Here is a 25,717-nt window from a genome sequence, read left to right as displayed (position 1 = left end):
TTTGCTGTAACCCCTATGTACGTATCAATCATTCAATACGACACATAGGGGTACTCAACGCTTTATAAAGCGTGCCAGCGTTAGGCCACTGTCGATCCCCCGTTAAACAGTGGCACATCAAGTAGGAGTTTTGTCATGAACCGCCCGTTCCAGCCAACGCGTAAAATGCTTTCTGCCTTAGTCGGTCGTTTGTCACGCAGTGATAAAACGCAGCGTGCTTATGCAAAGAAATCTCGCTTTATTTTTGAAGGGTTAGAACAGCGAGTGCTCTTGTCGGCAGACCCATTAACAGCAGCGTTGGCAGGCGGTGGTGACTTCGAACTGCGTGTCGCCGAGGAGGAAGGTGAGCAGCACTTGATGGTGATGCAGCTAACCGACGAGGGTGATGAACTGGTTGAGAAATTCCAGATTGACAAAGCACGTGACGAAGGCAAGGTGACGCTCAAAGCGGATGACAGCGAGGATGTTGAAACCAACCTTGCGCTCTTGCTGGGTGATCATGCCGATCAGTTAAATGGCATTGAGTTCGTCTTTCTCGGGGGAGAAGGCGATGAAACGTTAAACATTAGTGATGCGGGCGGCGTCACGTTTGACTTTCAGGCAGGTGATGGCGACGACCGTATTATCGATCAGGGTAGCAATGATGGACGCTGGGAAGTTGATGTTGAATCAGAAAGCGGAAAGCGAGATAGCTGGCTGTCGTTTTCTGGCGTACTAGATGTTGAGCTTACTGAAAGTACTGGCCAACACACACTCAGTAGCAGTGAAGCGGCGGCTACATTTTCTGTTTTTGATGAATCACTGGTACTGATTGGTGGTCATGAAGACGACCCGGATGAGCGTGAAGGCATTACCTTTGACGGTGTCGCGATTCTCGAAGGGCGCCATGAAGATACGTTGAGCTTTGCGACATATTTTGACGGTGTCGAGGTCGACCTATCACTCGGCACAGCCACCGCATTAGGGGGTGTGTCAGGCTTTGGCACACTTGAAGGTTCGAACGCTAACGATGTTCTCATTGCAGATGATGAAAGCATTACGCTGCGTGGGCTCTCAGGCAATGACATCCTTCAAGGCGGCGGCGGTGATGACACGCTGATGGGGGGCGCTGGCGATAATTTATTCATCAATACTGGCGGAACCGACACCTTTGTTAGTGAAACAGAGGGCGATGATGCCTTTTTGATTGAGCGCAATCATGATGGTGCGGTTCTCCGACTAAGTAGCGGTGAAGAGGGCGCGGAGGTGGTTCTCAGTGATAGTAACAGCAGCGATGAAACCACCCTGCTGCACTTTGTGACGCCACCCACTGAAATCATCCTAGGCGCCGGAGCGGATAGCCAAAATGTCACCCTGGATGCCAGCGGCTATGGTCTTGGTAGCGTGACGTTCCAGATCCAAGGCCAAGATGTCACGGCCATGGGTAGCGCAAGCGATGACTTGTTTGTGTTGTCGCCTAACGGAAGCGGCACGCTTGATGGCGGCGGCTTTGACGATGAAGGCAACCTGCTGCAGCTAGAAGCCAACCAGAATATGGTGCTAGGCGAAGACATGTTGGCAGTGTCTGGCACACAGCGGTATACCTTCTCAAATATGCAAACGGCCTTGCTGATTGGCGGCGCCAGTGATAATACGCTAGACGCCTCAGGCTTCGCAGGCAGCGTGCGTTTGGAAGGAGTGGCGGGTAATAACACGCTTAGAGCCAGCCAAGATGACAGCCTGCTGGTAGGCGGCAGCGGCGATGATACCCTTATCGGCGGGGCAGGCAACGACGTTTTAACCGGTGGCCGCGGCAATAATGCTCTTGACGGTGGTGGCGGCACGAACCAGGTATTTGGCCAAACGACACATCGTCTGACGCTAAGCGATGACACCTTAGTGCGCGGTGACCAGGAAGAGATTGTCAGGCTTACCTGGAGCGGCAATCAGGATGAACAGGTTCGTTTTTTCTACGGTGAGAGCGATGATTTTGACCGCAGCGTAGAGCTGGCTGCCAACGCAGAAGCGCTGGAAGTGCAGTATGCGTTGGAGCAGCTCGACGGTATTGGGCGGGGCAATGTCCAGGTAGACCGCGAGCTGTCTGAGCAGGGCAATGTGTCGTGGGTAGTGCGCTTTATCGGTGATTTTATGGTCGCCGACGTTGATGGCAAGGCCAGTAAAGAGCTGCTGACGCTGGGGGCGGCAGCAGCCTCGCAAAGTGCGCTGAGTGTGCAAGCACATCGCGAGCAGGAGCGGCGTTTTGGGGTCGATACCTTAACCAACATTCAGGGCGGTCTACTACAGGCTTTAGAGTCTGGCAACGTGCGCCTTGATGCCAGTGGCTTTAGCCATGATGTCTACTTCGAAGGTAGCGGTGGTCAGGATACGTTTATCGGTAGCCTAGGAGATAACACCTTTAACGCCCTAGCCGGTGATAATCATATTATTGCAGGTCAAGGGGTCAATACGGTGACAGGCGGAACGGGCACTGACCACCTGATCTTGAACCTTTCAAGCGATACCTCAGAGGTTGATCTAAAAGGCAGTGAGTTTAGCATTACGGCTAGTGACGCGACGGTAACGTCCTCCTACCAAAATATCGAGCGTGTCTCTATTAACAGCGCTGACGATGGTGGTGAACTTTCCCTTGATGCAAGCGAGTACCACGGTGCATCGCTCTCGACGCGCTTAGCGGATTTAGTCAGTGAAGCGGCGCTCGATACTCTGATTGTCGAGGAGGAGAAGGGCGGTAGCATTAGTGATGAAGGTCAGCTGATTAGCCCGTTGCGTCTGAGCGTTCAGGTGGGCAGCGGTGAGCAGCAAGCCATCTCATTTAGCGGCGTGCGCCAGCTTGAAGACGTGGTGAATCAGCTCAATAACCTTGATGATGTTGACGCAACGTTTGACGCATCTTCAGGCCGTATTAGCGTCACCGCGATAGATACCTTAACGCTTAATGCCCTGGGTAATGCTGATCAACAAGCCGCGCTTGCCGGGCTATTTGACGCACTGGGCATGTCGTTAAGCAGCGCCTCTGGTAGCACGTGGCAGAGCGAGCGGCTCGTCGCTAGCGGCGTGAGTGTGGTCATGGCGACTGATGCGGCGCTAACTGCCGTAGGTAGCCAAGGTAATGACCGTTTCCAGGTTGATCATGCCAGGGCACATAGCATCGATGGCAATGGCGGTGTAAATACGCTGACGGCATTTTACGCCGGTGATATGCAACTGAGTGATGCGTCACTGGTTTACGACTTTAATAATGTTGAAACAAACGATGATGATGATGAAATCGTCGATGATCAACGGATTACCGCCGATCTTTCCAACCTGCACAATGTGACGCTGACCGTCACCGGTGACCCCACTGAGACGGATATCGATGCCACCGACTTTAGTGGCGATTTCGTTAATTTGGTGACGCATGTTAGCGGCTCACTGATCGCAGCAGATAGCGACAATACCCATACGCGGTTTGATGTCACCACCGACGGCCTCGCCGCAGATGCGATATCAATTACGACTCATTCGGCAGCGCAGACTAGCCAAGTACGTGCGTTCTCTGGTGATGTCGATACGCCTTCGCTTGCAGGACTTGATGCCGTCAGTATTGATGGATCGGCAGACCTTTTGTATGCCTGGACCGGGGATGTAACGCTGCAGGACGAGACGCTTGATATTGATCGGGCGATCACCCTTGCGGCGGATGGCGTGCTAACGCTGAAAGATGTCTCCATCAATACCACCAGTAATGACCTACTGATAACGGGCGATGCGGTTCGCGTTGAGGGCGGCGAGATCATTACGGATGGCGGCGACTTGACGCTCGAAGCGGCTGCCATTTATGTCGGTAAAGCCGCGGAGCTCAATACCTGGGGCGGCTCAGAAGACGGTCAGCTAGCCCTGAATGCCCGTCCAATGGGCTTCCTTAACGGTGGTCCGGCCAATGGATTTGTGGACGTTGGGCTGTTTGACCTGAGTGTTGTTATTGAAGAAGCCGAACTCAAGGCGGGAGACATTATTGTTGATGCCCGCATCATTGACCCTGATCGGTCGTTAATCCGTTTGGACAGCGGCAACGCCACGGTTAATAGCGGTATCGATGCTGCGGTTGGCTTTTTAGAGGGGCTTTCGCTCTTCGGGAGTATTTCTGTCCTACTGGCCAGTGGGGATATAGACATCGGTGCTGACGCTGAGCTGGATGCCAGCGGTGATATCCGGATTGACAATGAAATTGAATTAACGGCCTCCATGGAGCCTACGGTGGCGTTTGGCATTGGTGTCTCGGTGGGCGTGCTAACCGCCTATGCCAATGTCAATGTCCACGGCACGCTAACGGCGCAGGACGACGTCGTTATCAACACGCGTGTGTCCACGACTCAGGCCGCCACTGCCAAGCCGTCGGGCATAAAAGGCTTTGCGGGTTCCGCCGCGGTCACGGTGTTAAGGACAGAGTCACGCGCGATGGTGTGGGAAGATGCCACCATTACCGCCGGACGCGACGTGATTGTCGACGCGCGTACAATAGACAGAGGTGCTGTATCGGCAACCTCGGGTGCCGAGAAGGGGAAAGTGGGGGTTGCCATCGCTGTTGCAGTGGAGAACGGCCTCACTGAAGCGCAGCTGGCAGGTAACGTGACGGCGGGCGGCGATATTAAGGTCAATGCGGACACGCGGCGCGAAAGTATCAGCGGTACACGGTTTATTTTTCTTCCTACGTCAGCTAATGGCGTCTCTGCTTCGGCGGGTACCGCCAAGCCGACCCCAGGTAGTGTGATTGAAGGGATCAGCGATAGCTCCGAGGATCTTGCTAAGTCGCCGCTGACGCTGCTTGAACCGCTGAAAGAGAAAGTAGGCGGCTGGGCAAGCCAGTTAGGCGAAAAGCTTAAAGTTGATCAGCTAGCGAAAAAACTATCGTTTGGTGGCGATAGTGATGGCGAAAAGCTCGATCTTGCTGCTGGTATTGCGGTAATGGTAGACATTAACGTGGCAGAAGCACGGCTTGGCTTGAAAGACGGCGTTGATCGAGACGGTAATGCGACAACGGTGCGTTCACAGATCACCGCAGGTGGTGCGGTAGACGTGATTTCGCTGAGCCAGCATCGCCCCAACGTGAGCGCGTCGGGTTCTGCTGCCAAAGATGGCCAAGCGGGAAAAGAAAGTGACAATGAATTAACCAAGCTTATCAAGAAGCGCTTAGCCAAAAAGTCAGACAGTAATGCCAGTGCAGACGGCAGCGCGAAAGATAAAAAAGACGAGAAGAATAAAAAATCAAAAGAAGATCAAACCGCTACTGTGGCTATCTCTGGTGCGGTGAGTGTCAGCGTGCTGGACAATCAGGCACATGCTTCGATTGAAGGGAATGTGGACCTTGATGCCGGAACAGATGATAGCCGAGACGACCGTGCCATCCGCGTCGATGCGCAAAGTATCAATGCACTCGACCTCACCAGTGTGTTCGGTGCGAACCTGGTCACCAGTATTATTGACTTGGTTAATGCAGAAGATGGCAGCGATTTTAGCAGTGATGAAGGCGAGCAACGTGTCGATAATGGCACTAAGGTCATTGTAGATGACGATCATACCGTTGGTGGTGACCCAGGCCATGTGTATCAATTCCTGGGAAGCAACAATACGCTGATTGACTTGGCCGATGAGGACTTTGATAACCCAGATCGTTGGGAAAGCTTAGGTACTCCGCTAGAACAGCAGATTCCCGATCTGATCAATACCATTTCAGGCTACTTCTCCAACAATTTTGGCCTCAACGGCAGCTTTGATACCTGGACGATGGCGACGGCCTCTGGCGAAAAACTTGCTTTAGCAGGGGCGGGTACTGTTTTTGTTTTAGATCAAACCAGTGATGCGCGCATTCGTGAAGGGGCGCGTATTAACGTGGACGGTACTGATAGTGTCACAGACATCGACGTGGATAGCGGCCGATCAGTTAGCGTGACAGCGAGTTCGCAAAACGATGCTTTGAGCGCGGTAGGTAACATTAAACTGCCCGGCATCTCTGCACCAGGAAGCTTTAATCTTGAGCGCTGGAAGGAGTCGTTCAGCAAAGATAAGTTTAGCCCAAAAGAAATAGGCAATAATTTCCTCGCGACCCAGGCGGACTCCGTTGCGATTGGTGCGGCGTTCACTGCCAATATTCTCGGCAGCCAGACACGCGCTGAAATTGAGTCTGATGTTGTGCTGATGGCAGACAGCCTTGATGTGAGTGCCGATCATCAGTCAATTCTATTAGGTGTGGGCTCTTCGGGCGGAAAGTCTCAAAAAGTAGCGTTTAACGCCTCTGCTGTTGCTAATGTCATCCAAAATAGCACGCAGGCTTGGATCGCTGATAACAGTTTCATTCGGGTAGGCAGTGGCTCTGTTGATAGCGGCGATAGTGATAGCCCTGCTTTGCGTGTTAGCGCCAATGATGCGTCTTACATGATCAACCTAACCGGCAGCTTTAACACGGGTGGAAAGGCCGCCGTGGGGGCATCAGCTGGGGTGAGTGTATTGGAGCGGGATACCCGTGCCATGGTGGGGCGTGAGGCCAGCAGCTCTTGGGATGACAGCACGCTCTCTAATCTTCAAGGTTCCATCGTGGTGGGCGGCGATGCTCAAGTCGCGTCCACTAACAGTGGTGTGGTTATTGACTTGGCCGTCGCGGGTAGCGTTGCAGGTAAATCCAAATCAGGCACTAGCAGTAACTCTTCAACCCAACCAGCGAAGGACGACCCCGGTAAATGGCCTAATAACCAAGCCAACTACGACAAAGTGTTGGGTGATATGCAGGGCAAGCTGGGCAGTGGTTCAGGAAGCTCGTCAAGCAGCAGCTCGAAAATAGGCGTGGGTCTTTCGGGGTCTGTTGTAGTGCATGTCGGTGACGATAACACTATCGCCACGGTGCGCGGCTTGGACACAATGGAAGTCGACGGGAAGGTGGAAATTGCCGCCAATGACGCTACCCAGATGGGCATGTTTGCCGGCGGTGCCGCGATCTCGTTAAGTCAAAAAAGCGTGGCCGTGGCCGGTGCCGCTACCATTGCGGTACAAAGCGGTACAACACAGGCAGGCGTTGCAGATATTCATCACTGGCAAAGTGATGATGTGGCTATTAGCGCTGAGCGCGAAGGCTGGAGTGTCCTGGGGGCAGCTGCCATTGCCATCGCAAAAGGGGCTAAAGGTGCTGGGGTCGCTGGCTCCGCCAGTGCATTGGTATCGACACGCACGGTCGATGCACGCTTGCTGAATATCCGTTCTGGCAGCGCCGGTCACCTGCAGGTTGAGTCTCAGGATGCGGCTAACACTATCTTGATCTCTGGGGCTGTTGCCGCCAGCGGTATGGCGGGTGTCGGCGCTTCTGCAGCCGTTAGCTACATTGAGCATGAGGTCACTGCACTCGCTAGGAAGGTGGGCGATGTTTCGGGTGACTTCTCTGGCGACGCGTTTGACGCGGATAGTATTAGTGTTACGGCGGATAACGATGCCTTAATTATCTCTGTTGCGGCGTCTTTAGGAATTGGCGGGGGCGGCAAAGGTGCCGGCATTGCAGGCACCGTTGGCGTCAACATTGTTAATAACACGACCCTCGCCGCGCTTGAACGCAGCAACCTGAATCTTAACGCTGGCGATGAGGCTGATGTCCATATTGTCGCAGCGGATTCTGCCAGTGTATGGAGCTTAGCTGGTGCCTTGGGTTTTGGCAGTAAAGCAGGCTTCGGTGTGGCCATTGGTATCAACACTCTGACTAACAGCACCGAGGCACGTTTGGCGGATAGCCGTATTAGTCAGGCGAATAGCGTTACGGTTGATGCTTCTGCACGAGGACTGATTCGGTCTGCCGCCGTTGGGGTTGGCGTTAGCTCTGCGGTGGGCGGCAGCGGAAGCGTGTCTGGCAATATTATTGTCAACGAAATCAACGCGAACCTGACGCGGTCTCGCATTGAGCAGGCGTCCGGTGAGGTAGCGGTCAGCGCCTATAACCAAGCCGTAGTGCTCTCTTACGCAGGTGCTGTTGCCGGTGGGTCTAAAGCGGGTGTGGCGGGCAGTATCGCTGCTAACTTTGTGATTTTTGATCAAGCAGCGCTGGTGAACGGTGGAACCATTAATGCAAACGCGCTAAATGTGTCGTCCATTTCTGACACTCTGGTGTTTTCTGTTGGTTTTGGTGCCGCGGCCGCTGGTAAAGGCGGTTTTGCCGGTGCGGTGACGATCTCAACCATTGCGGGGCAGACACTTGCTGAAATTGGCGGCGGTGCAAACGTGTCTGTTCATGATGATATTGATGTTCAAGCACAAGATATAACGCGTGTTGCGGTGATTGCCTTTGGGGCAGCGGGGGCGAGCACGGTTGCTGGTGGCGGCAGTTTGAGTACCACTATTCTGGATAACGCGGTACTCGCGAGAGTGGCGGATGACACTGTTTTAGAAACGCAGGGTGACATCAATGTTTTCGCTGGTCTGTCAGAAGAGAGCCAGCCGATACTTAACCTTCGTCAGCTAGGTATTGATGTCGACCTTAAAGAATATGGAACGGGGTCCGACGATGCCGATGATGCGGCGGATGCAGGCTTAGCCGCCCGCTCTGATGAGTTTGACTTGTCGGCGGGTGTCATCAACATCAGCTTTGCCGGGGCAGGCGCTGGAACAGTTGCCGGTGCCGGTGCCGTTGGTCTGAACTGGTTGAGAAGCTCGGTGCGTGCTGAGATTTCAGGGCAGTCCACACGCCTGGATGCCGGTAACAACATTAATGTCATTGCGAAAGATCAATCGGCGGTGATTAACGTCGCCTTCGGTGTGGCTGGGGCGGGCACCGTGGCCGGGGGGGCCGCTATTGCGTTCAACTATATCGGGGGAGACCCGACAAACCCATCGCGCAGCCTGCAGTCTGAAGATGACATTGACACCTCTCAAGACCTGCTCATCACTAACGTGCAAGACGATAACGAGCGCGAGTTTGTTGCTGGCGAGGTCGCCGCTGTTATTGAGGGTGCAGAGCTTGTTGCCGGGGGCGATATTACGGTTGATGCACAGGCTGAAAGCATCCTGGCTAACCTGACGGCCGGTGGTGCCGCTGCAGGTACTGTTGCGCTGTCTGGGTCTATTGGCATTAACTTCGTTCGCCATCAGGTAGTGGCCGATATTAGCGACGGTGCAGATGTGAAGGGTCGCTCGGTTCAGGTAACGGCAGGCTTGGCGCCTATTTCGATCAACATTGCCGGTGCCGCGAGCGGCGCAGGCACCGTGGGCTTGGCGGGAGCCTCCGCAACGACCGACATTAACACGGCCGTTAAAGCATCTATCAGAGGGAGTGCAACCTCTGTCACGGCCAGAGAAGGCGATGTGGTGGTCGATGCATTGATGCGTCGTATTACCGACGGTGTTTACGAAGGCATTAATGAGCGTGATCTTGCCCAGGCGGATGTTGATAACACCGACCCAGACGCTGATATCGAAGACGAAGACGACGATAAGACACCGCTTAGCGTGCTTGAAAGTGTGGGGCTCGTTGATACCGATGACGCTCCAGAACTCCCCACGCCCACTCAAGCAGGTGACCAGATATTCACTGCGGCCATTAGTGGTGCCGGGTCAGGCACAGTATCGATCGCCGGCGCCTTATCACTGAACTGGATGCGCAGTACAGCGGAAGCTGTTATTGAAGGCGCAACCGTCAAAGCCGATCAAGGCGATGTGTCGGTTAAGGCTGAAGACCGCCTAGGCATGAACGCCTTTACCATTGCCGCCGGTGCATCCGGTGCTGTGTCAGCACTGGGTTATATGGCCTACAACTATATCGGCGGTAATCCAGGCAGCAGTGGCGATGATGACACCAATGTGGTGCGTGCGCGTATCGATGATGCTGTCGTCACGGCCAGCAACATTGACGTACAAGCCATCTCTGACTCGGCGATCAGCTCCTACACGGTAGGCGCGTCGGTCTCTGTTTATGCGAGTATGGTCGGCTCTGTTGCGCTTAACTTCACAACAAAAGATGTGGAAGCCGAGGTGACGGGCTCTGAGTTGACAGCGCGCGGCGGCGACATCGTGGTGAATGCACAAGACACCAGCACGATTATTTCAGGTGCTGTCCAGCTAAGCGTTGCCGTTTACGGTGGTAGTGTCGGTGTCACTGTTTCGCTCAACGATATTACCAATACCATTAGCGCGGGCGTCGAAGAATCGGCACTGACGGCCGAAGACGGCGGTAGCATCATTGTGACCGCTGATGCGTCGGCTATCACAATGAACGTGGTGGGCGGCGTTAGTTTCGGTACCTTTGTCAGTGCCGCTGCCAACTCGGCGGCAACGGTGGGTGGCAATACGGTTGATGCTTATATCAAGGGGCGCAGTAGCGATGTAAGCGCCTACGATATTGTGGCCGATGGCCACGTGCTGGTTCACGCCAACAGCAACGACCGTAACTTTGTGATTGCAGGTACCGTATCGGCGGGCTTGGTGGCTGGCGGCATTGCCGTCGGTGTCAACCTAATGGGTTCTGATACCTCGGCGACCGTTGCAGATAATGTCAGAGTGCGTGCAGAGGGCAACGGCAGCACTGTCGATATTTTCTCTGCCTGGGATAGCGACGACGATGCGTATGAGACGGAGCCCGGGCGTGGTGTAGCGGTATTGGCGACCAGTCGACTGCGTTACACCCACTATGCTGTTGCAGCGGGTGGTGGTGCCGTAGGCCTTGGTGCCAATTTGTCCGTTGATGCGTTGGCCGGCTCCACGAATGCCCGTGTTGAAAATGCGCATATCTCTTCTGGTCAAGATGTCACCGTGCGTGCACTCCATGCCACTCAGGCCGATAGCGGTGGCGGTACGCTTGCTGGTGGCATTTTTGCGGGGGCTGCGGCGATTGATACATCGCTTGCTTCACACCGGACACTGGCTGAGGTTGTGGGTAAGCGCAGCGATATCATCAGTGCTGATGGCGATGTGCGGGTTGATGCGCAGAGTGACGTGCGTCTTGAGACGTATGTCGTGGGTGTCAGCATCGGGTTGGTGTCAGTGGCGGGCTCAGCCAGTGCGCTTGACGTCTCTTCTTCGACGTCGGCACGCATCACGGGGGTATCTGTCGATGCTGATAACATTCTGGTTCAGTCCAAAAGCGAAACACTGTTAACGTATATTGTCGGGACTGCAGCCGCAGGCTTGTCTGCCAGCCTTGGTGCTTCATTATCAGTCGGCCTAATTAATCCTGACACCGTTGCCGAAGTACTAGGCGCGAAGCTAACAGCCAGCGGTGACATCACTGTGGCTGCGGATCAGCGCGCTGCTGTTGAAGTCTCTATGGCAACTGCTTCCCTTGACGGCCTAATGGCATTAGCGGGTTCTGTATCCGTCATAACGTCTGATGCGTCAGCCAGTTCGTTTGTAGGAGATTTAGTAGATACCGATGGGAATGTTGTCGCTAATAGTGTTTTCAAAGCGGGCGGCGATATCAATATCACGGCGGTTAATCGGACGATCATCAACCCCTGGGATGAGTTCGCGGCTAATTTTATCGGCACATTGAGTGCGGGTGGTTTGGCCGGTGCAGGGGCGTCCGTTGATGTCATGGTACTGCGAGAAACGGTGTACGCCACCGTTGGTGATAACACGACGCTTGAGGCGAATGAGCGGATTAATATCGATGCCCACTTAGAGCGTGACTTGACGTCACTGGTGATGGGGTTTTCAGTCTCGGTGGGGGCTGCGCTGACCGGCTCAATCTCTGTTCTTAGTCTTGGTCAAGGGCTACGCGAGGGAACCCGCGATACCTTTATGGGTGAGGATGATGGGATCAGTGAGTTGATCGCTGATAGCTTTGGAAATGGAGCTAACTATCAATTAAACAACGATCGCCAAGAAAACCTAGAGGACGTACGCGTTGAAGGTAGCGATGACCCAGATGCTATTAATGCCCCCATTGGTAGCGAAATCGACAATCCCAATGCTGACACCCAGTCTTCTCGCGATCGCGTCAATAACGGATTGCTTGCCAATAATCTTAGTCCAGAGTTACCCAGAGCCAATCAGATTGACGGTGATATTACCGTTGGCGATGTGGGGGCTACCGTCGGCCGAAATGTGATCTTAACGGCAGGCAGTGATATTGATGTGTCTGCCAGGGAAACGCTGGATGTTGACGTTATTGTAGGTTCCGGCGGTGGGGCTTTATTGGGCGCTGTGGGGGCATCTGTCTCAACGTTGGATAACTCCACCGCGACAACGGCAACAGTCTCTAGGGATGCCGTCTTAAGCGCTGGCGAGAGGATCCGTGTAGGAAGTCACTATGATGCTCACGTAAGCCAAGGGGCTTACGGTGGCCAGCTTGCGCTGGGTCTGGGAGCCTCTGGTCAGGCCGCAGTTCTGTGGGATGCCACACAACAAATCGCGTACCTTGAAGACGGTGCCCGTATTGCCCAGGCAAGTCACTTGGACGTTGTAGCAAATGCTAACCGTCATTACGCACTCGAATCTGCGGGTGGTGCGGTCGGTATTGTGGGGATAGGTGTCTCGGTCGCTCAAGCCGAGCTAACAGGCTCTACTCGCGCCTATATCGGTGAAGGCGTCACCGTGGGCAATCCCAGTGATGTGGGCTCTGCCGGGAATGCGGGGGCGATTTCCTCGATTATTGACAATGTCAGCGTAACGGCCTCATCCAACGACAATATCGATATTTATGCGTTATCTGTTGGTGGCGGAGTCGCAGGTGGTGCCGGTGTTGAGGTTACCGTCACGCTTGAGAATAACGTAGACGCTTTCATTGGTAGTGGCACTCAAGTGTTGGCAGGCAATGTGTTGCTTAACGCAACTCAGACTCCCGTCATTGCCACAGACACAGTGGGTGTGTCAGCGGGTGGTTTGGGTGTAGATGTCACAGTGACTGAGATTACACTCGGTGCCGACATCATGGCAGCGTTAGGAACAATTACCAACGATCGTCAAGTTAATGGTGACAATCTTCGTATCACTGCAGAAACAGTGGGGGTGCAGGCGGCCCTGGTACGTGACGAACATGAGAGTAGCGTCAGCAGTGATGCGACCGGTGTCAGTGGCTCGGTGATCGGGGTTTCTGCATCGATATTAGATATGATTGACCGCACGCGTGTTATTGCAGAGGTCGGGGCTTCAGCGGCGGTGACCTTACAAGCGCTTCCGGCATTTCAGGCACAGCGGTTGCAAAAACTTAGAGAGGAGGCAGCTGAGGGAGGTCTAGATGAAGAGTTGTGGAGCGGTTGGACGGTTCCTGATGTAAACAATGCGGAAGCGCTGACGCTTGCGGATTTGCCTCTCCAAGATGTGTGGTTCAGCGTTGATGCGCGCCAGGAAAGCCGTGTCGATGCTGATATGGGAAGTTATGCCGGTGGTGGTGTTGTTGTTGGTGCGGCAGTTGCGCGTCTAGATCAGTCTACTTATACCCTTGCCCATGTAGGGGATAACGCGCGAATCGATATGGCTCGTGGTTATGTTAACGATGCCAGTGAAGTAGACCAAGTCTTGTCTGTCAGATCGGTAACTGAGCAGGTAGCACGTCTCAATACGCGCGCCATTGCGGGCGGATTGGCCAGTGGCGCGGGCGTGGAAGTATCTATTGATAGTCAGAATAGTGTGCTGACGAAGGTGGGCGAATCTGCCGAAATCATTGCGTTTAATACGGATGCGACGCTAGATCTCCTTGCACGGCAAACGCTCGACGTTGACGGAACTTTACGGGCATTAGGAGCAGGTCTTCTATCGGGTGCTGGTGCGCAGGCAAGCTATGCTTTGAGTCCGGATACCCAAGTTATCATTGGTGAAGACGCGCTACTAGATGCGGATGCAATAGCAGCACGTGCCACAGCTGAGGTGTTCAAGCGCGATGTGGTAGAGCGTGGCTCGGGTGAAAATTTCAATATCCAGGGTGAGGCTTATGGCTTGGTATCGGGTGCGGGACTTGGGTCTGATATTACGCTGTCAATCGCAACCGAGGTAACGGTAGCCGATAATGCGCAGCTAACCGCACGCGGTGAATTTAATGCAGCGGATGGTAGCGGTGATATTAATCTTCGTGCCTTTAATAATTTAGATATTCGCGACCAGTCCTCGATTTTAGCTGGCGGTCTGCTGGCGGGTACTGGAGCGACATCGTCCTTTAATGGAGTGGATATTGAGGCATCCGTTACCGTGGGTGCTGCGCTTCTTGATGCACGACGTGACCTTTATTTAGCGGCCAATACTCAGGCTAATATTGCCATTGTTCTCTTCTTGGATGCCTATGGTGCCGTGACGGTTACGGCCGGTACCACAGAGGCATACCTTGCACCAACCAACAGCGTGAACATCGTCCAATCTGCTCAGGTAGAGGCCCGCGGCAACATCTGGTTACTGGCAGGTCGTGACAGTAACCGCATTGGCGATGCTTATCGTGTTGTGTCGACCGTTGATACGCTATCGGGCAGCCTCGCGCCCGTTGATGTTGTTGATGCAGAAGCTATTCTTTTGCGCAATAACCTGATCAATGTTGAGCGTGATGCCCAGGTGTCTAGCCTTGGTGATATCACAATATTGGCGGAAGATTTTGATGGGGCGGCGATGCTGGCCCGTGCGAAGGCCGTCAATTGGATTAATGCAGCATTGGGCGGTATTAATTCTGCCCTGGGCGGGACAGAAGCTCAGTCAGGGAATAGCACCGCGACATCTAACGGTATTGTGACTATTGATGGCACATTGGAGACTGGGCGTGAGCGTGTTCAGCGTTTGGTAGTTGACATTGCTAACGGGTTTTCTTTTAACGACCTAGATGAACCTGACCGTCCGTTAGAGGAGATTTTCGTAGCATGGGACCAGTTTAATGATATTGGCTTTACACTTAGTCTTGGCAATGTTGAGACAACACTGTTTGAAGAGTGGAGGGAGGCCAGGTCTCGTTTAAATGATTATCGTGGTATTGGTTCGAGTGATGTTATCGCTAGCCTGAGTGACGAAGTATCACGTATTGAAGCACGCCTAGAAGCACAAGGTTTCATCGACCCTGATAGCGGTGCGGTTAATGATCCAGGAGTAGTAGAAATTGTGCTTGACGATATTGATGCAACCGCTGGTCGCATTGATATTTTTGCTGATTACCTAGGGGGGAGTGGTAACTTTATTTCCCCACGAGGATCTGATGTCACCATCGTTAACAAAACGCCGGCATGGATTATCGTTAACGACATTACGATTGATGATGGTGCGTCAGGCTTTTTCTATAACGGTTTGCAAGTTGAAAAAGATGCGGATATTGCAGACTTAAATAGAGCCCCTGATGCAGAAGCGCTGTTGCCTATCGGCGTGACACTGAGCGGCGTTGCGTTTGGGTATACGGCCTCATTGAGTGGTGATGACGATGCAACCATCACGATCGCCAATACCTACTCAAATCCTGACGCTGACCTAGCTGCGCTTGCTACCTCATTAGGCCTTGATAATACACAAAGCAACCGCAACAGTTTGGTGTCTGAAGAGTTTGATCGTGATGCTATTGCACCGAGTGTCGCCGTGCGCGGTTCTATTTATGCACCGCTAGCAGAAGCAGTTATTTTTGCAGGCAGAGATTTCGACCTGAGCACTGATGTAAATGGCTTAACTCAAGGGCAAACAGCGTCGATTAATGTAGCTGATCTGGTTCTCTCCGCTCAAGATTCGATCAACATCGGTGGCGTTTCACGCTTCGCATTGGGTGAAGCGCCTTACCTGACGATGAAAGATTTTACGCGAAATTGGGCATACAGCGCTGACCCCGAGACCCCCGAGATTACGGATGCCTTTATAGAGAGCCAGCCTCTATTTCTTCAGTCTTTCTACCGGTCGATGCAGCGTCTGTATGACAGCATGAATCTCTCTGAAGAAATGTTCGATGCCCTTGAGGACATTACTAACTCGACGCCCACGCAAGCTCGGCGTATCAACATCCAGGCCGATGTTATTAACTTAAATGGCCGGATGGTAAGCGGTGTAGGTGAGTATGACATCGAAGTTAATGAGAGTGATGAAGCGTTTATTGAACGCCAGCTAAACCGCGGAATCAGCAACACGTTCAGGCTTGGTGATGCAAGCAACCGAAGCGGAGTGAACATTGGCTTCAATCCTGACACCATGCAGATTGAAGTACAGGATGCCGTAATCGGCGGTGGCGATGTCACCATAGACGGGCATCTAATCAATACCGGTAGTGGTGAAATCGATATTTTTGCCGGATATGGCGATATCAACGTTGATAATCGCACACGTTTCGCTATTTCCCTGGCAGATATTGATGTATCCACACCTGGGCGTGGTTCACTAAGCATCACTGACAGAGAGTTGTGGTCAGGTGATGATGAGCGTGACACAACCCTAGGTGATCAGGTTGATCAGGTCATTATTCAGCGTAATAGCGATGGCCAGTTTGAGGTGGAACACAGCGGCCGGAACTCTAACGCAAGTAACTTCAATCAAGGTACGCTTTCTCAACAGGCGCTGATTAACGAAGACTTTTCCTATGCTATTGCTGAAAATCGTCGCTATGCATTCGAAGTGGCGCAAGTACAAGAAACAAGAACAGAGTATGTGTTAAGAACGTCCAGTTGGATTGGTATTGATGCGCTTGCATCGGATCCACCTGATGAAAGTTCGAAAGACACACAGACGTTATCACAGCGTCTGCTACCAGTTGGTTCAGGCGATAAAGGCATCGTTTATACAAGTGACGAGTCTTTAGACCGTTACAAGTACGAGAGCAGAAGGACGAGTGGATCAACAGAGCCTGGAAATGCCGATGGGGCGGGCATCATCGATGTTGGTCGAAACGAGATTAAGCTTGATGACGATCGCTATGTAGATGCAGGTATTTACTTTACATCAGGTGCAGAGCTGGTTGAGTCGACTTGGTATGGCAAGAAAACGTATGAAATCACATTATCCCAACGTGAAATCACCTCCACCCGACATCGTCACGATATACAAGCAGATAACGATGTAAGTATTAATTTTTGGGGAGAAGAAACAGGCAGCATTAACGTTAATTCGGTAGGTGATATTGTCATTGATGGTGCGATGTCGAGTGCCAATGGGGATGTCTCACTGTCCACGCAAGGCAGTATCCGTAACGGGTCAGCCGAGATTGGGGCACCCCGCATTGAGGGTGTCAATGTAACCCTTGAGGCAGATGATGGTATCGGTAGCGAGCAAGCCGACGGTACGCTGGATCCAGTGCAGGTTAGTCTCGTAGGATCAGGAGGAGTACTGAACGCTGAAACAACTCGAGGCGATGTCTTGCTATCGAGCGGGCCTACTAGCTCTCTTACTATCGGCCAAGTGACGACCGGTTCAGGCGATGTTTGGATAGAGACTACGAGAAGCCTTAATGCGGCTAACAGTAATTCACTCGTGCAAGGCCAAGCGATTACGTTAACGGCGGGTGTTGATATTGGTAGCAGTGACCAATCACTGCGTATTGATTCAAGTAACCGAGATGAGAACAGCGCTGAAGCCCAACGTCGTAATGATGTACTGACGATCAATAATGGAGACAGTGGCAATGATGTCTTCATTGAAGAAGTGTCTGGTGATTTACGCTTAAAGGAAATCATCACGCGTGGTGACGTCTTTATTGAAATTAAAGAAGGCAGTCTGTTGGATGCCAATACGGAGTCCGAGCGTGATGAAAGAACTTATGAAGAACTAAGGGATGGCGTTTGGTCAGCGCTTTCCCTCACTGACGGAAATCGTGTTGATGAAGCGATTGAGCGTCTTGAAACCCGCCGCACCGCGGAATACAGCGGTTACTGGCATGAGCGCCTTCAGCTTTCTGACGATGAGCTTGGTACGCTAGACAATGAGACACGTTATCAGCTGTTTATGCTTGATGAGGAGAGTGCTGTTCTTCTAGAGCTTGGCACTGATGATAATGGAGATGAAAAAATTGTAGGCTTGGCTGATCTAGCGCCAAAAGGTAGTGAGGGAGCCGAGCACCGTCTATATACATCTTCACAAGATTTTGAAACTGTCGCTCGCAGTCAGCTAAGACACATCGATAGTAGTGCCATAGCAGATATTGATGTTTCTCAACTGGATGACGCGTTAGCGGATGAGCTGAGCCGGCTAGTGGCGCAGGGTGGATACGTTATTGATACCAGTAGCCTTGCGCTAAATAATGAAGAAAAAGTGACGTATCGTCGCTTTGTAGCGTACGACGAAAATGCCCAGATCTCCTTAAGCGATAATGAGCGGGCCGCGTTAGACCAAGATCAAATTAATACCTTAGAAGTAACGAGAACAGAGCGTTTCCATCAACTGCACGCGACTTATGGCGGTGAGACAGATGTGTTCCGCAGCGATCATGTCATTGTCGTTAGTGACGAAGAGAAAGATGAACTCCGCGATAACGTTAAAGTATGGACTGAAGAGGAGCTGTTAAGTCTAGTCGGCGAAGGGCTGCTGCAAGAGACAACTGATACGCGCTTAGAAATCCAGGCACCTAACATCAACGCTGGTGGTGCGATCACTATTTTGGCGCGAGATGGCAGCGTGGGCTCGACCGATGCCTATACGGTTATTACGCTTGAATACGAGACCGATGCTAATGGAGAAGAACGTCTCAAGACATTAAGCGATGATGATCGCGTTCAGCTGTCAGCGTCTGAGCGCAATGATATTTCGTACATTCGTGATGGGCTTTTAGAAGACGTTAATGTTGATTTTGAGGTGAGTGATGATGGCGGGCAAAACACGCTAACCGCTATTCTGCGCGAAGATGAAGATAATCTTGAAGATTGGTCGCACTTTAATGTGGGCGATACCCTCTACCTAAACGGTAGCAGCACACTTAATTTTACTGAAAATGCCCGATATCTCACGGTGACCTCTATTGAGGGTAATCGGCTTGAAATGAGTGCTGAAGGCGACATTGTTAGTGAAACTGATAAAGTTGTTGAGCTAGGTCGTGTCGTACTGGATCCTCTCAATGTAGAAGAAGGCGTTCGTTTTACACACATCGTGATTGACCAGCGTAGCGATGTGAACATCTCTCAGCGTAATACGTCTGCAGGTATCACCATCGAAAGCGGTGAGTCGCTATACCTTGGCTCGGATGGTGATGTTGTGATTCGCTCGCTTGATGTAGGGGCAGATCTAAGAATTAAAGTCGACGGCAGTATCCTGTCCGATGGAGCGGTAATCAACGCAACCGACGCTATTCTAGAAGCAGCCACTGGAAGTATCGGTACCGAAGATAATGCTATCGAGCTGCAGTTAGATAACGATGGTCTTATTACAGCGCGTGCACGTCAGGATATCCACTTGGTGACAACGGAAGGACGTGATGCGCGTATCGCGACCTTGTTCTCAAGTGGTGGTGACATCGTCATCAATTCTGACGGCAAGATTGTGGATGGACTAAGACACGAACTGCTGAAATTACTGGCCAGTAACGGTGAAATTATTCTTCATGCGCAAGGCCATATAGGCGATCTTGCAAATGATAACGTTCTAGAAGTCCGTGCTGCCCAGGGGGTTACGGCGACGTCCCAAAACGGTGATGTTGCGCTCGATAGCGTTGACGGAAGCCTAGTGGTTAACCAAGTTGAGGCACAAAACGGGAATGTTTGGCTGGCTGCTGAAGGCTCCATTGTTAACGGCTTAGGCGTTGATCCGACGGTCGCTAATGTTATCGCTGAAGACTTAGAACTTCTGGCACGCTTTGGCGGTATCGGCAGTATCGAAGGTGATTTATTTACTAATCTGAGCGGACGCTTGGATATTGATAGTTTTGACTCCCTCTACCTGACAGATCAATCAGACTTGCTCAACATCGGTACAGTTCGTGCCGGCAGTGAGACGAGTGATCGCCTCGCTTTCATCACTTCGTTAGGCGCGATACGAAGTGCACTCTCTTCAGACGAACAGGAAAACCTTCTTTCTACCAATGTTCATCTGATTGCGACTGACGACATTGGTGAAGCAGACAATGTCATTACCACGAGAATTGGTGATCTACAGGGGCAGTCGATTAATGGCAGTGTCTTCATTGATAACCAAGGTGCTATGACCATACGCAGTGGCCTTGAGGCTGCTAACGATATCAACCTTGAGATTAATAGCCCGATCACTGTCGAAAACAACATGATGAGTCATCATGGCGACATCAACATCACGTCCAATGCTAGCAATGACGACATCGTTACGTTCACTAATGGTGCGCAGGTTATTGCAGCTAACGGCAGCGTTATTGTTAATGCTGCTGAAGGGATTGTGATTGATGATGGCAACGTGCTTATTAAAGCTGCCTTCGATGTTGAGTTCTACTTACAGGTACATGAATCCAGCCAAACAGATGGATTTGCAGATCTCAGCATGGGCCGTATTGAGGCGGCTAATACCTTCTTAATGCAAGGAGGCGAACGCCTTCAGACGTGGACATTGGATGATGAGCTAATTGTTAATGCTCACAGCATCGAGATTGTCTCGCTTCAAGGAGACAATGTTTATCTGTTGGGTGGGGCGCTAAGTGCAAGCCGATTAGAGTTTATGGGGGGAGGCAATGACGACACGCTTGTTTTCGATGGTGAACATGTAATTGATGATGTAAGCATTTCATTAGGTGGCGGTAGCAATAGCGCACGTTTTGAAGGGACGCTTAACGCCTCAATGGTGGTGTTGAACGGCAGCGATGGCAACGACCATGTGGTGTTTGATGGCGACCATAGACTTGATCGTTTAGACGTCAAGCTTGGTGCTGGAGATGACACGTTACGCGCACATGGGTCTATTCATTCTATCGATGGGATGCGCTTTGATGGTCAATCAGGCGATGACGATCTGCTGTTCCACGCCGATGAGCTCATCGGGCCAATTGATATCTTGGGTGGCGAAGGCGACGACCTAATTACTGTCGTTGAGCTTAATACACGCAACGCACTCATGACCTTAGACGGCGGAAGTGGTAGTGACATTTACCGTATTGTGACGCGCCAAGATGCAAATGCTGACTATGAAATTACGGTAGCTGATAGCGGTGCTGCCAACGATGGTGTTGATTATCTCTTTATCGAAGGGCGTGGCTACGACGCTTACGACGGATCGGTCGATATTAGTAGCTTAAATGCAGTTTCTAACGATGCTGAAGACTTGTTTTTAATACGTCGTAATTTCATTGCGCGGCTTGAGGGTGATAGTGCGCAGGGTGTTTCTGGCGACAATGTCGAACGTATTAACTACGATCAAAGTCTTAATGGCCGAGTCAGAATTAATGGTCACGATGGTAATGATACCTTCATTGTGGATGATACCTCCGCGATGATGACGCTTGATGGCGGTAAGGGAGATGACCGCTTCCAAATTGGGCAGATTTTTGCTGAAGATCCTAATGCACCTGAAAACCTGGTTGACGGTATTTATGTCAATTCAGGCGTTCGCGCAGGTGATGAAATTGAGACTATCAGAACAACGCAAGGCTTCTTAAGCAGTGGTAACCGTGAGTCTATGGTTATTTACGGTGGTAGTGGGGCCGATGAGTTCGTTGTCTATAGTAATAAAGGCCTGCTGCGGATGGAGGGTGAACGCGGCAATAACAGCTTTGTGGTGCGGGCATTTATTGTTGAAAACGACATCCAGGTACGTGGTGGTGATGATGATGACCTGATTGAGTACAACATAAACGCACCTGTCGATATTGACGGTGGTGGTGGCTTCAATACGCTTGTGGTTTTAGGTACAGAAGCTGATGACAACTTCGTTATTACCCGAGATGGCGTGTTTGGTGCTGGACTTAACATTGGATTTGACCGCATCCAGGCTGTCAACGTTGACGGGCTAGAAGGCGATGATACGTTCTATGTTTTATCAACCGCTTTTGATGTTGTTACTCGTCTTGTAGGTGGTCTGGGTAGTGATACGTTCCGCATTGGTGGTGATGTCACAGGGCGTGTAGTGGCTTCTGATGTAGAAGGTCGCAGCAGCTTGATCACTCATGGGGTCAATAGTGCTGATAGCGCTTATAACAACCTGCTCATTGATGGCGTCCCAGTCTCTATCGCAGATGAGTCTAGTGGGGCAGTCACTATTGATCAGAGGGGTGGAACCCGCATCCTGGAAGGCGGTGATATTGCGAGCTACTTCTTAGGCCTTGCGCTGCCCAGTGATATGTCTATTGCTGATGGGGCCATGGTGACGCTAACGGTGTCAGCAGCCATGTCGTCGACCACTGATCGAACACGCGCCCAGGATGGTAAGAAGCCTCAGACCGTGTTGCTTTCCAAAGCAGAGGATGGTGAGTTTACTAATGCATTAACGGTCGACTTTATCTTTGATAGTGATACTGGTTGGGGAAGCGATCAGGAAATCTTTGTTAAGGCGCCGGAAGATGGTGTGGTCGAAGGAACGCGCAACGTTGCCGTGAGTCATTTGGCCTCTATTACCATGCCCAATGATGAACCGGTTCCGGATGTATTGGCACAAATTAATGATCAAGCGATCGGCAATGCAATGATTACGGTCTTCGACCGGGATCAGGGAGATCTTTTCATTGAGCAAACGGGGCGTCGCTTAACCGTTATTGAAGGGGAAAATGGAACAGGCCAGTCTGATTCCTTTTCCTTTAGTCTGACTACGCCTCCGGCTGAGAACGAGACAGTCACTGTTTCGCTTTCTTTTGATGATCGTTTAGCGGTTGATCAGGATACCTTTACGTTCACTGCTGACAACTGGCAGGAACGCCAAACAGTTACCGTATCAGTGGTGAACAGCGATACCGTATCTAATCGGCTAGATACTCGTATCAGCTTTGATATTACGTCGAATCAGAGTGACTCAATCTATCAAAATACTCAGCCAGGATCTGTGCTTGTTAGTGCCTACGACAATAACAGCGCTGATGTCGTAGTACAGGAGATTGGTGATGGCACGCGGATTAGCGCAAGTGGAGGCACAGGCGCTTATACCCTTCGGCTGACCAAAGCGCCAACAGATGATGTGCTTGTCCGACTTAATAGCGATGGTTTCAGTGATTTTGATTTGAATAACGAGCGTATTGTGCTGGATACGGTTGTTGATGAGTCATTACAAGTTAGTGTGCTGGATCCAGTGGAGTCTGGCCCGCGGCTGGTGCTTCAGGATGGGCGGACGTGGTCGTCACTCGGTGTGTCAGTGGGCATGATAGTGGCCACTGATGACCATCAGGAGTTCAAGGTAAATAACCTATCAAGCGACGGCAGCGAGTTAAACCTTACGAAAAGTGCGAAAGGATTAACACAAAATACGCTGACGATTAATCGTATATCTACCCCAGCGGTTGTCTTTACCTCTGAAAACTGGTTTGAGCCATTTAACGTCGAAGTCGGCCTAGATGTAGATTACGTTGCTGCGACTGGTAGTGAAAATGATCGACAGTTTCCATCTCAGGATAACGTGTTAGACCGTATTCAGGGGCCGTTGATTTTAGAGGGTGGCACTAGCGATACGGATCGTTCTATTGCTGACGCTGTAATGTTGCCGTACGAAGATGACGGAGAGCGTGACGATCTTGTCATCGTCACACCAGAAGAAGCCGCTAAACAAGATACGAATTCGCTCATCATGTCAGCTGATGCAAGTGTCAGTGATCTTGAAGGTGTCCTTACCAGCAATTATGTTGCTGGGCTAGGTATGAACCAGGGCGTGCTGACCCAGGATGATGGTTTTGGTGACACGATCGAGACACCTTTGGGAATTACTTACCATGGTTTCCAGGTGGTTGAACTGCGCATGGGCAGTGGGAACGACAACCTGACCATTGACGCAGATCCGATCAAGTTTACTGGCGAAGATGTGAACGTCCGTGCTGTTGGAGATACTGTTCGGATTGAAAGACAGGATGGTGGTAGTTGGTATGACGATGGTTTCCGTCGTGCTGATGAGGTCTTTGTGAATGGACACCGTGCGGTGGTAAGTGAGGTTTCTGCGGGGCAGTCGACACTGGTATTGCTTTCATCTCTGGGTGCGTTAAATCTTGAAACAGGCATTCAGACTATTGACGTGATTCGTGAAATGCCACTTACAGTTGTTCATGGTGGTGGAAATAGAATTGATGATGGTGTTCGTGGTGGCGATACAATTGTTGTCAAAGGAGGCTACGATGCTCAAATGCCGCTCATTGTGTTTGGCGATACGGCGAGAAATGGTGGCCCTTACCGAGCTGAGGGTGGCTCGCTCACAGATCTAGCGCAGCGCTTTGAAGAGTTTGGCAACAATACGTTGGACGCTTCCCAAGCCATTGGTGGGGTTGTTCTAGTTGGTGGTCGCGGCGAAGACACGCTGATCGGAGGCTTAGGAGATGATCAGCTCTTTGGTGGTGGTGGTAGCGACATTATTGATGCAACGCGTGGTGGCAACAATCACCTTTATGGTGATGGCAGTTTAGATGTCACCATCAGCCACCGTCTGCGCCAGGCTGATAGTGTAATGACGCTGTATCATGCAAAGAGTAGTGTTGATGTAGAAACCGGAGACCGATTAGAAGCAGGCAGTAACATCCTCATGGGAGGAAATGGCAATGATATTCTTATCGGTGATCAGGGCGTTGTGGAGCTTAATGCTGCTGATGGCATGAGTGGCTTAAGATTGCTGGATTCTCAGCGTGTTGTGAGCATCGAAACTAAAAATCCAGAAAACTACGGTAGCAATACACTTAGCGTCACCGGTGGCAACAATGTATTGCTTGGTGGATCCGGAGCAGACAGCCTGCACGGAGCGGCGGGTAACGATATTCTCATCGGTGACCATGGCCTTATCGAGTTCTCTGTGGCCAACGAGCTCGATAACCCTACTCGGATAATCTCACGCGAAGAACGGTTTGACGGTAATGACACGTTAGTAGGTGGCAGCGGCGACGATATCCTGATCGGAGGCGGTGGGCAGAACACCCTCTATGGTGGTTCGCAGCATACTCATCAGCAAAGTGGGAATGATGTGCTGATTGGTGGTTACGCCGAACTTACGTTTGCTGATGGCACTTTGCGCCAAATTAACTCTTTGTACCGTCAAAATGGGGATGGAGATGTTATCTACACAGGTGACGGCGACAATATCGTCATCGGAGGTGAAGGTAACAATGAGATAGTTGGGGCAAAAGGCGCTACAAGCACAACTGTTCTTGGTAACAGCGGTAGTTTGGAGTGGAATGCTGACGGCCGTTTGACCTCACTGCAAACGTACATCACGGATTACGACGGTGATGATTCTATAACGATTACATCAGGAGATGTGATTTGGGCCGGCGGTGCTGGTAATGACACGCTAAATATTACCGATGCATCACAAGATAGTCAGCACGTTTTGATGGGTAGTAACGTTCAACTGCAGTGGAACGATGATGGTGTGCTGACCAGTGCTGCGAGTATCGCTCCTGAGAGCGCTGGTAATGACACTATTACAGTCAATGCAGGCAACGTCACCTGGATTGGCGGTGTAGGCGATGACTCCTTAACAATCACCGACGCCGACCAAGAGAGCCAGCATGTCCTGATGGGTGATAACGCTCAGCTTGGCTGGACGGATGACGGTGTGCTGGTCAGTGCCGAAAGCTTAGCAACCGACATTGGTGGTAATGATGACGTCTTCGTTAACGCGGGTAACGTCACCTGGATTGGCGGTGTAGGCGATGACTCCTTAACGATCAGCGACGCCGACCAAGAGAGCCAGCACGTACTGATGGGCGACAACGCCCAACTTGGCTGGACCGATGAGGGCGTACTGATTAGCGCAGAAAGCCTGGCCTTTG

General features: G+C 51.6%; 1 protein-coding gene. It reads left to right on the top strand.

Translation table 11 applies throughout. From position 1 onward, the window contains the following. Window positions 1-135 precede the first annotated feature (135 nt). Window positions 136-25,717 (top strand): calcium-binding protein (locus tag MOY_RS04220; RefSeq protein WP_009096872.1); only part of this gene is annotated, 25,582 nt, incomplete at its 3' end.

Origin of the sequence: Halomonas sp. GFAJ-1, assembly GCF_000236625.2 — a bacterium.
GTDB lineage: Bacteria > Pseudomonadota > Gammaproteobacteria > Pseudomonadales > Halomonadaceae > Vreelandella.
The sequence above is the reverse complement of the archived record's forward strand: the minus strand, read 5'-3'. Positions and strand labels throughout refer to the sequence as shown.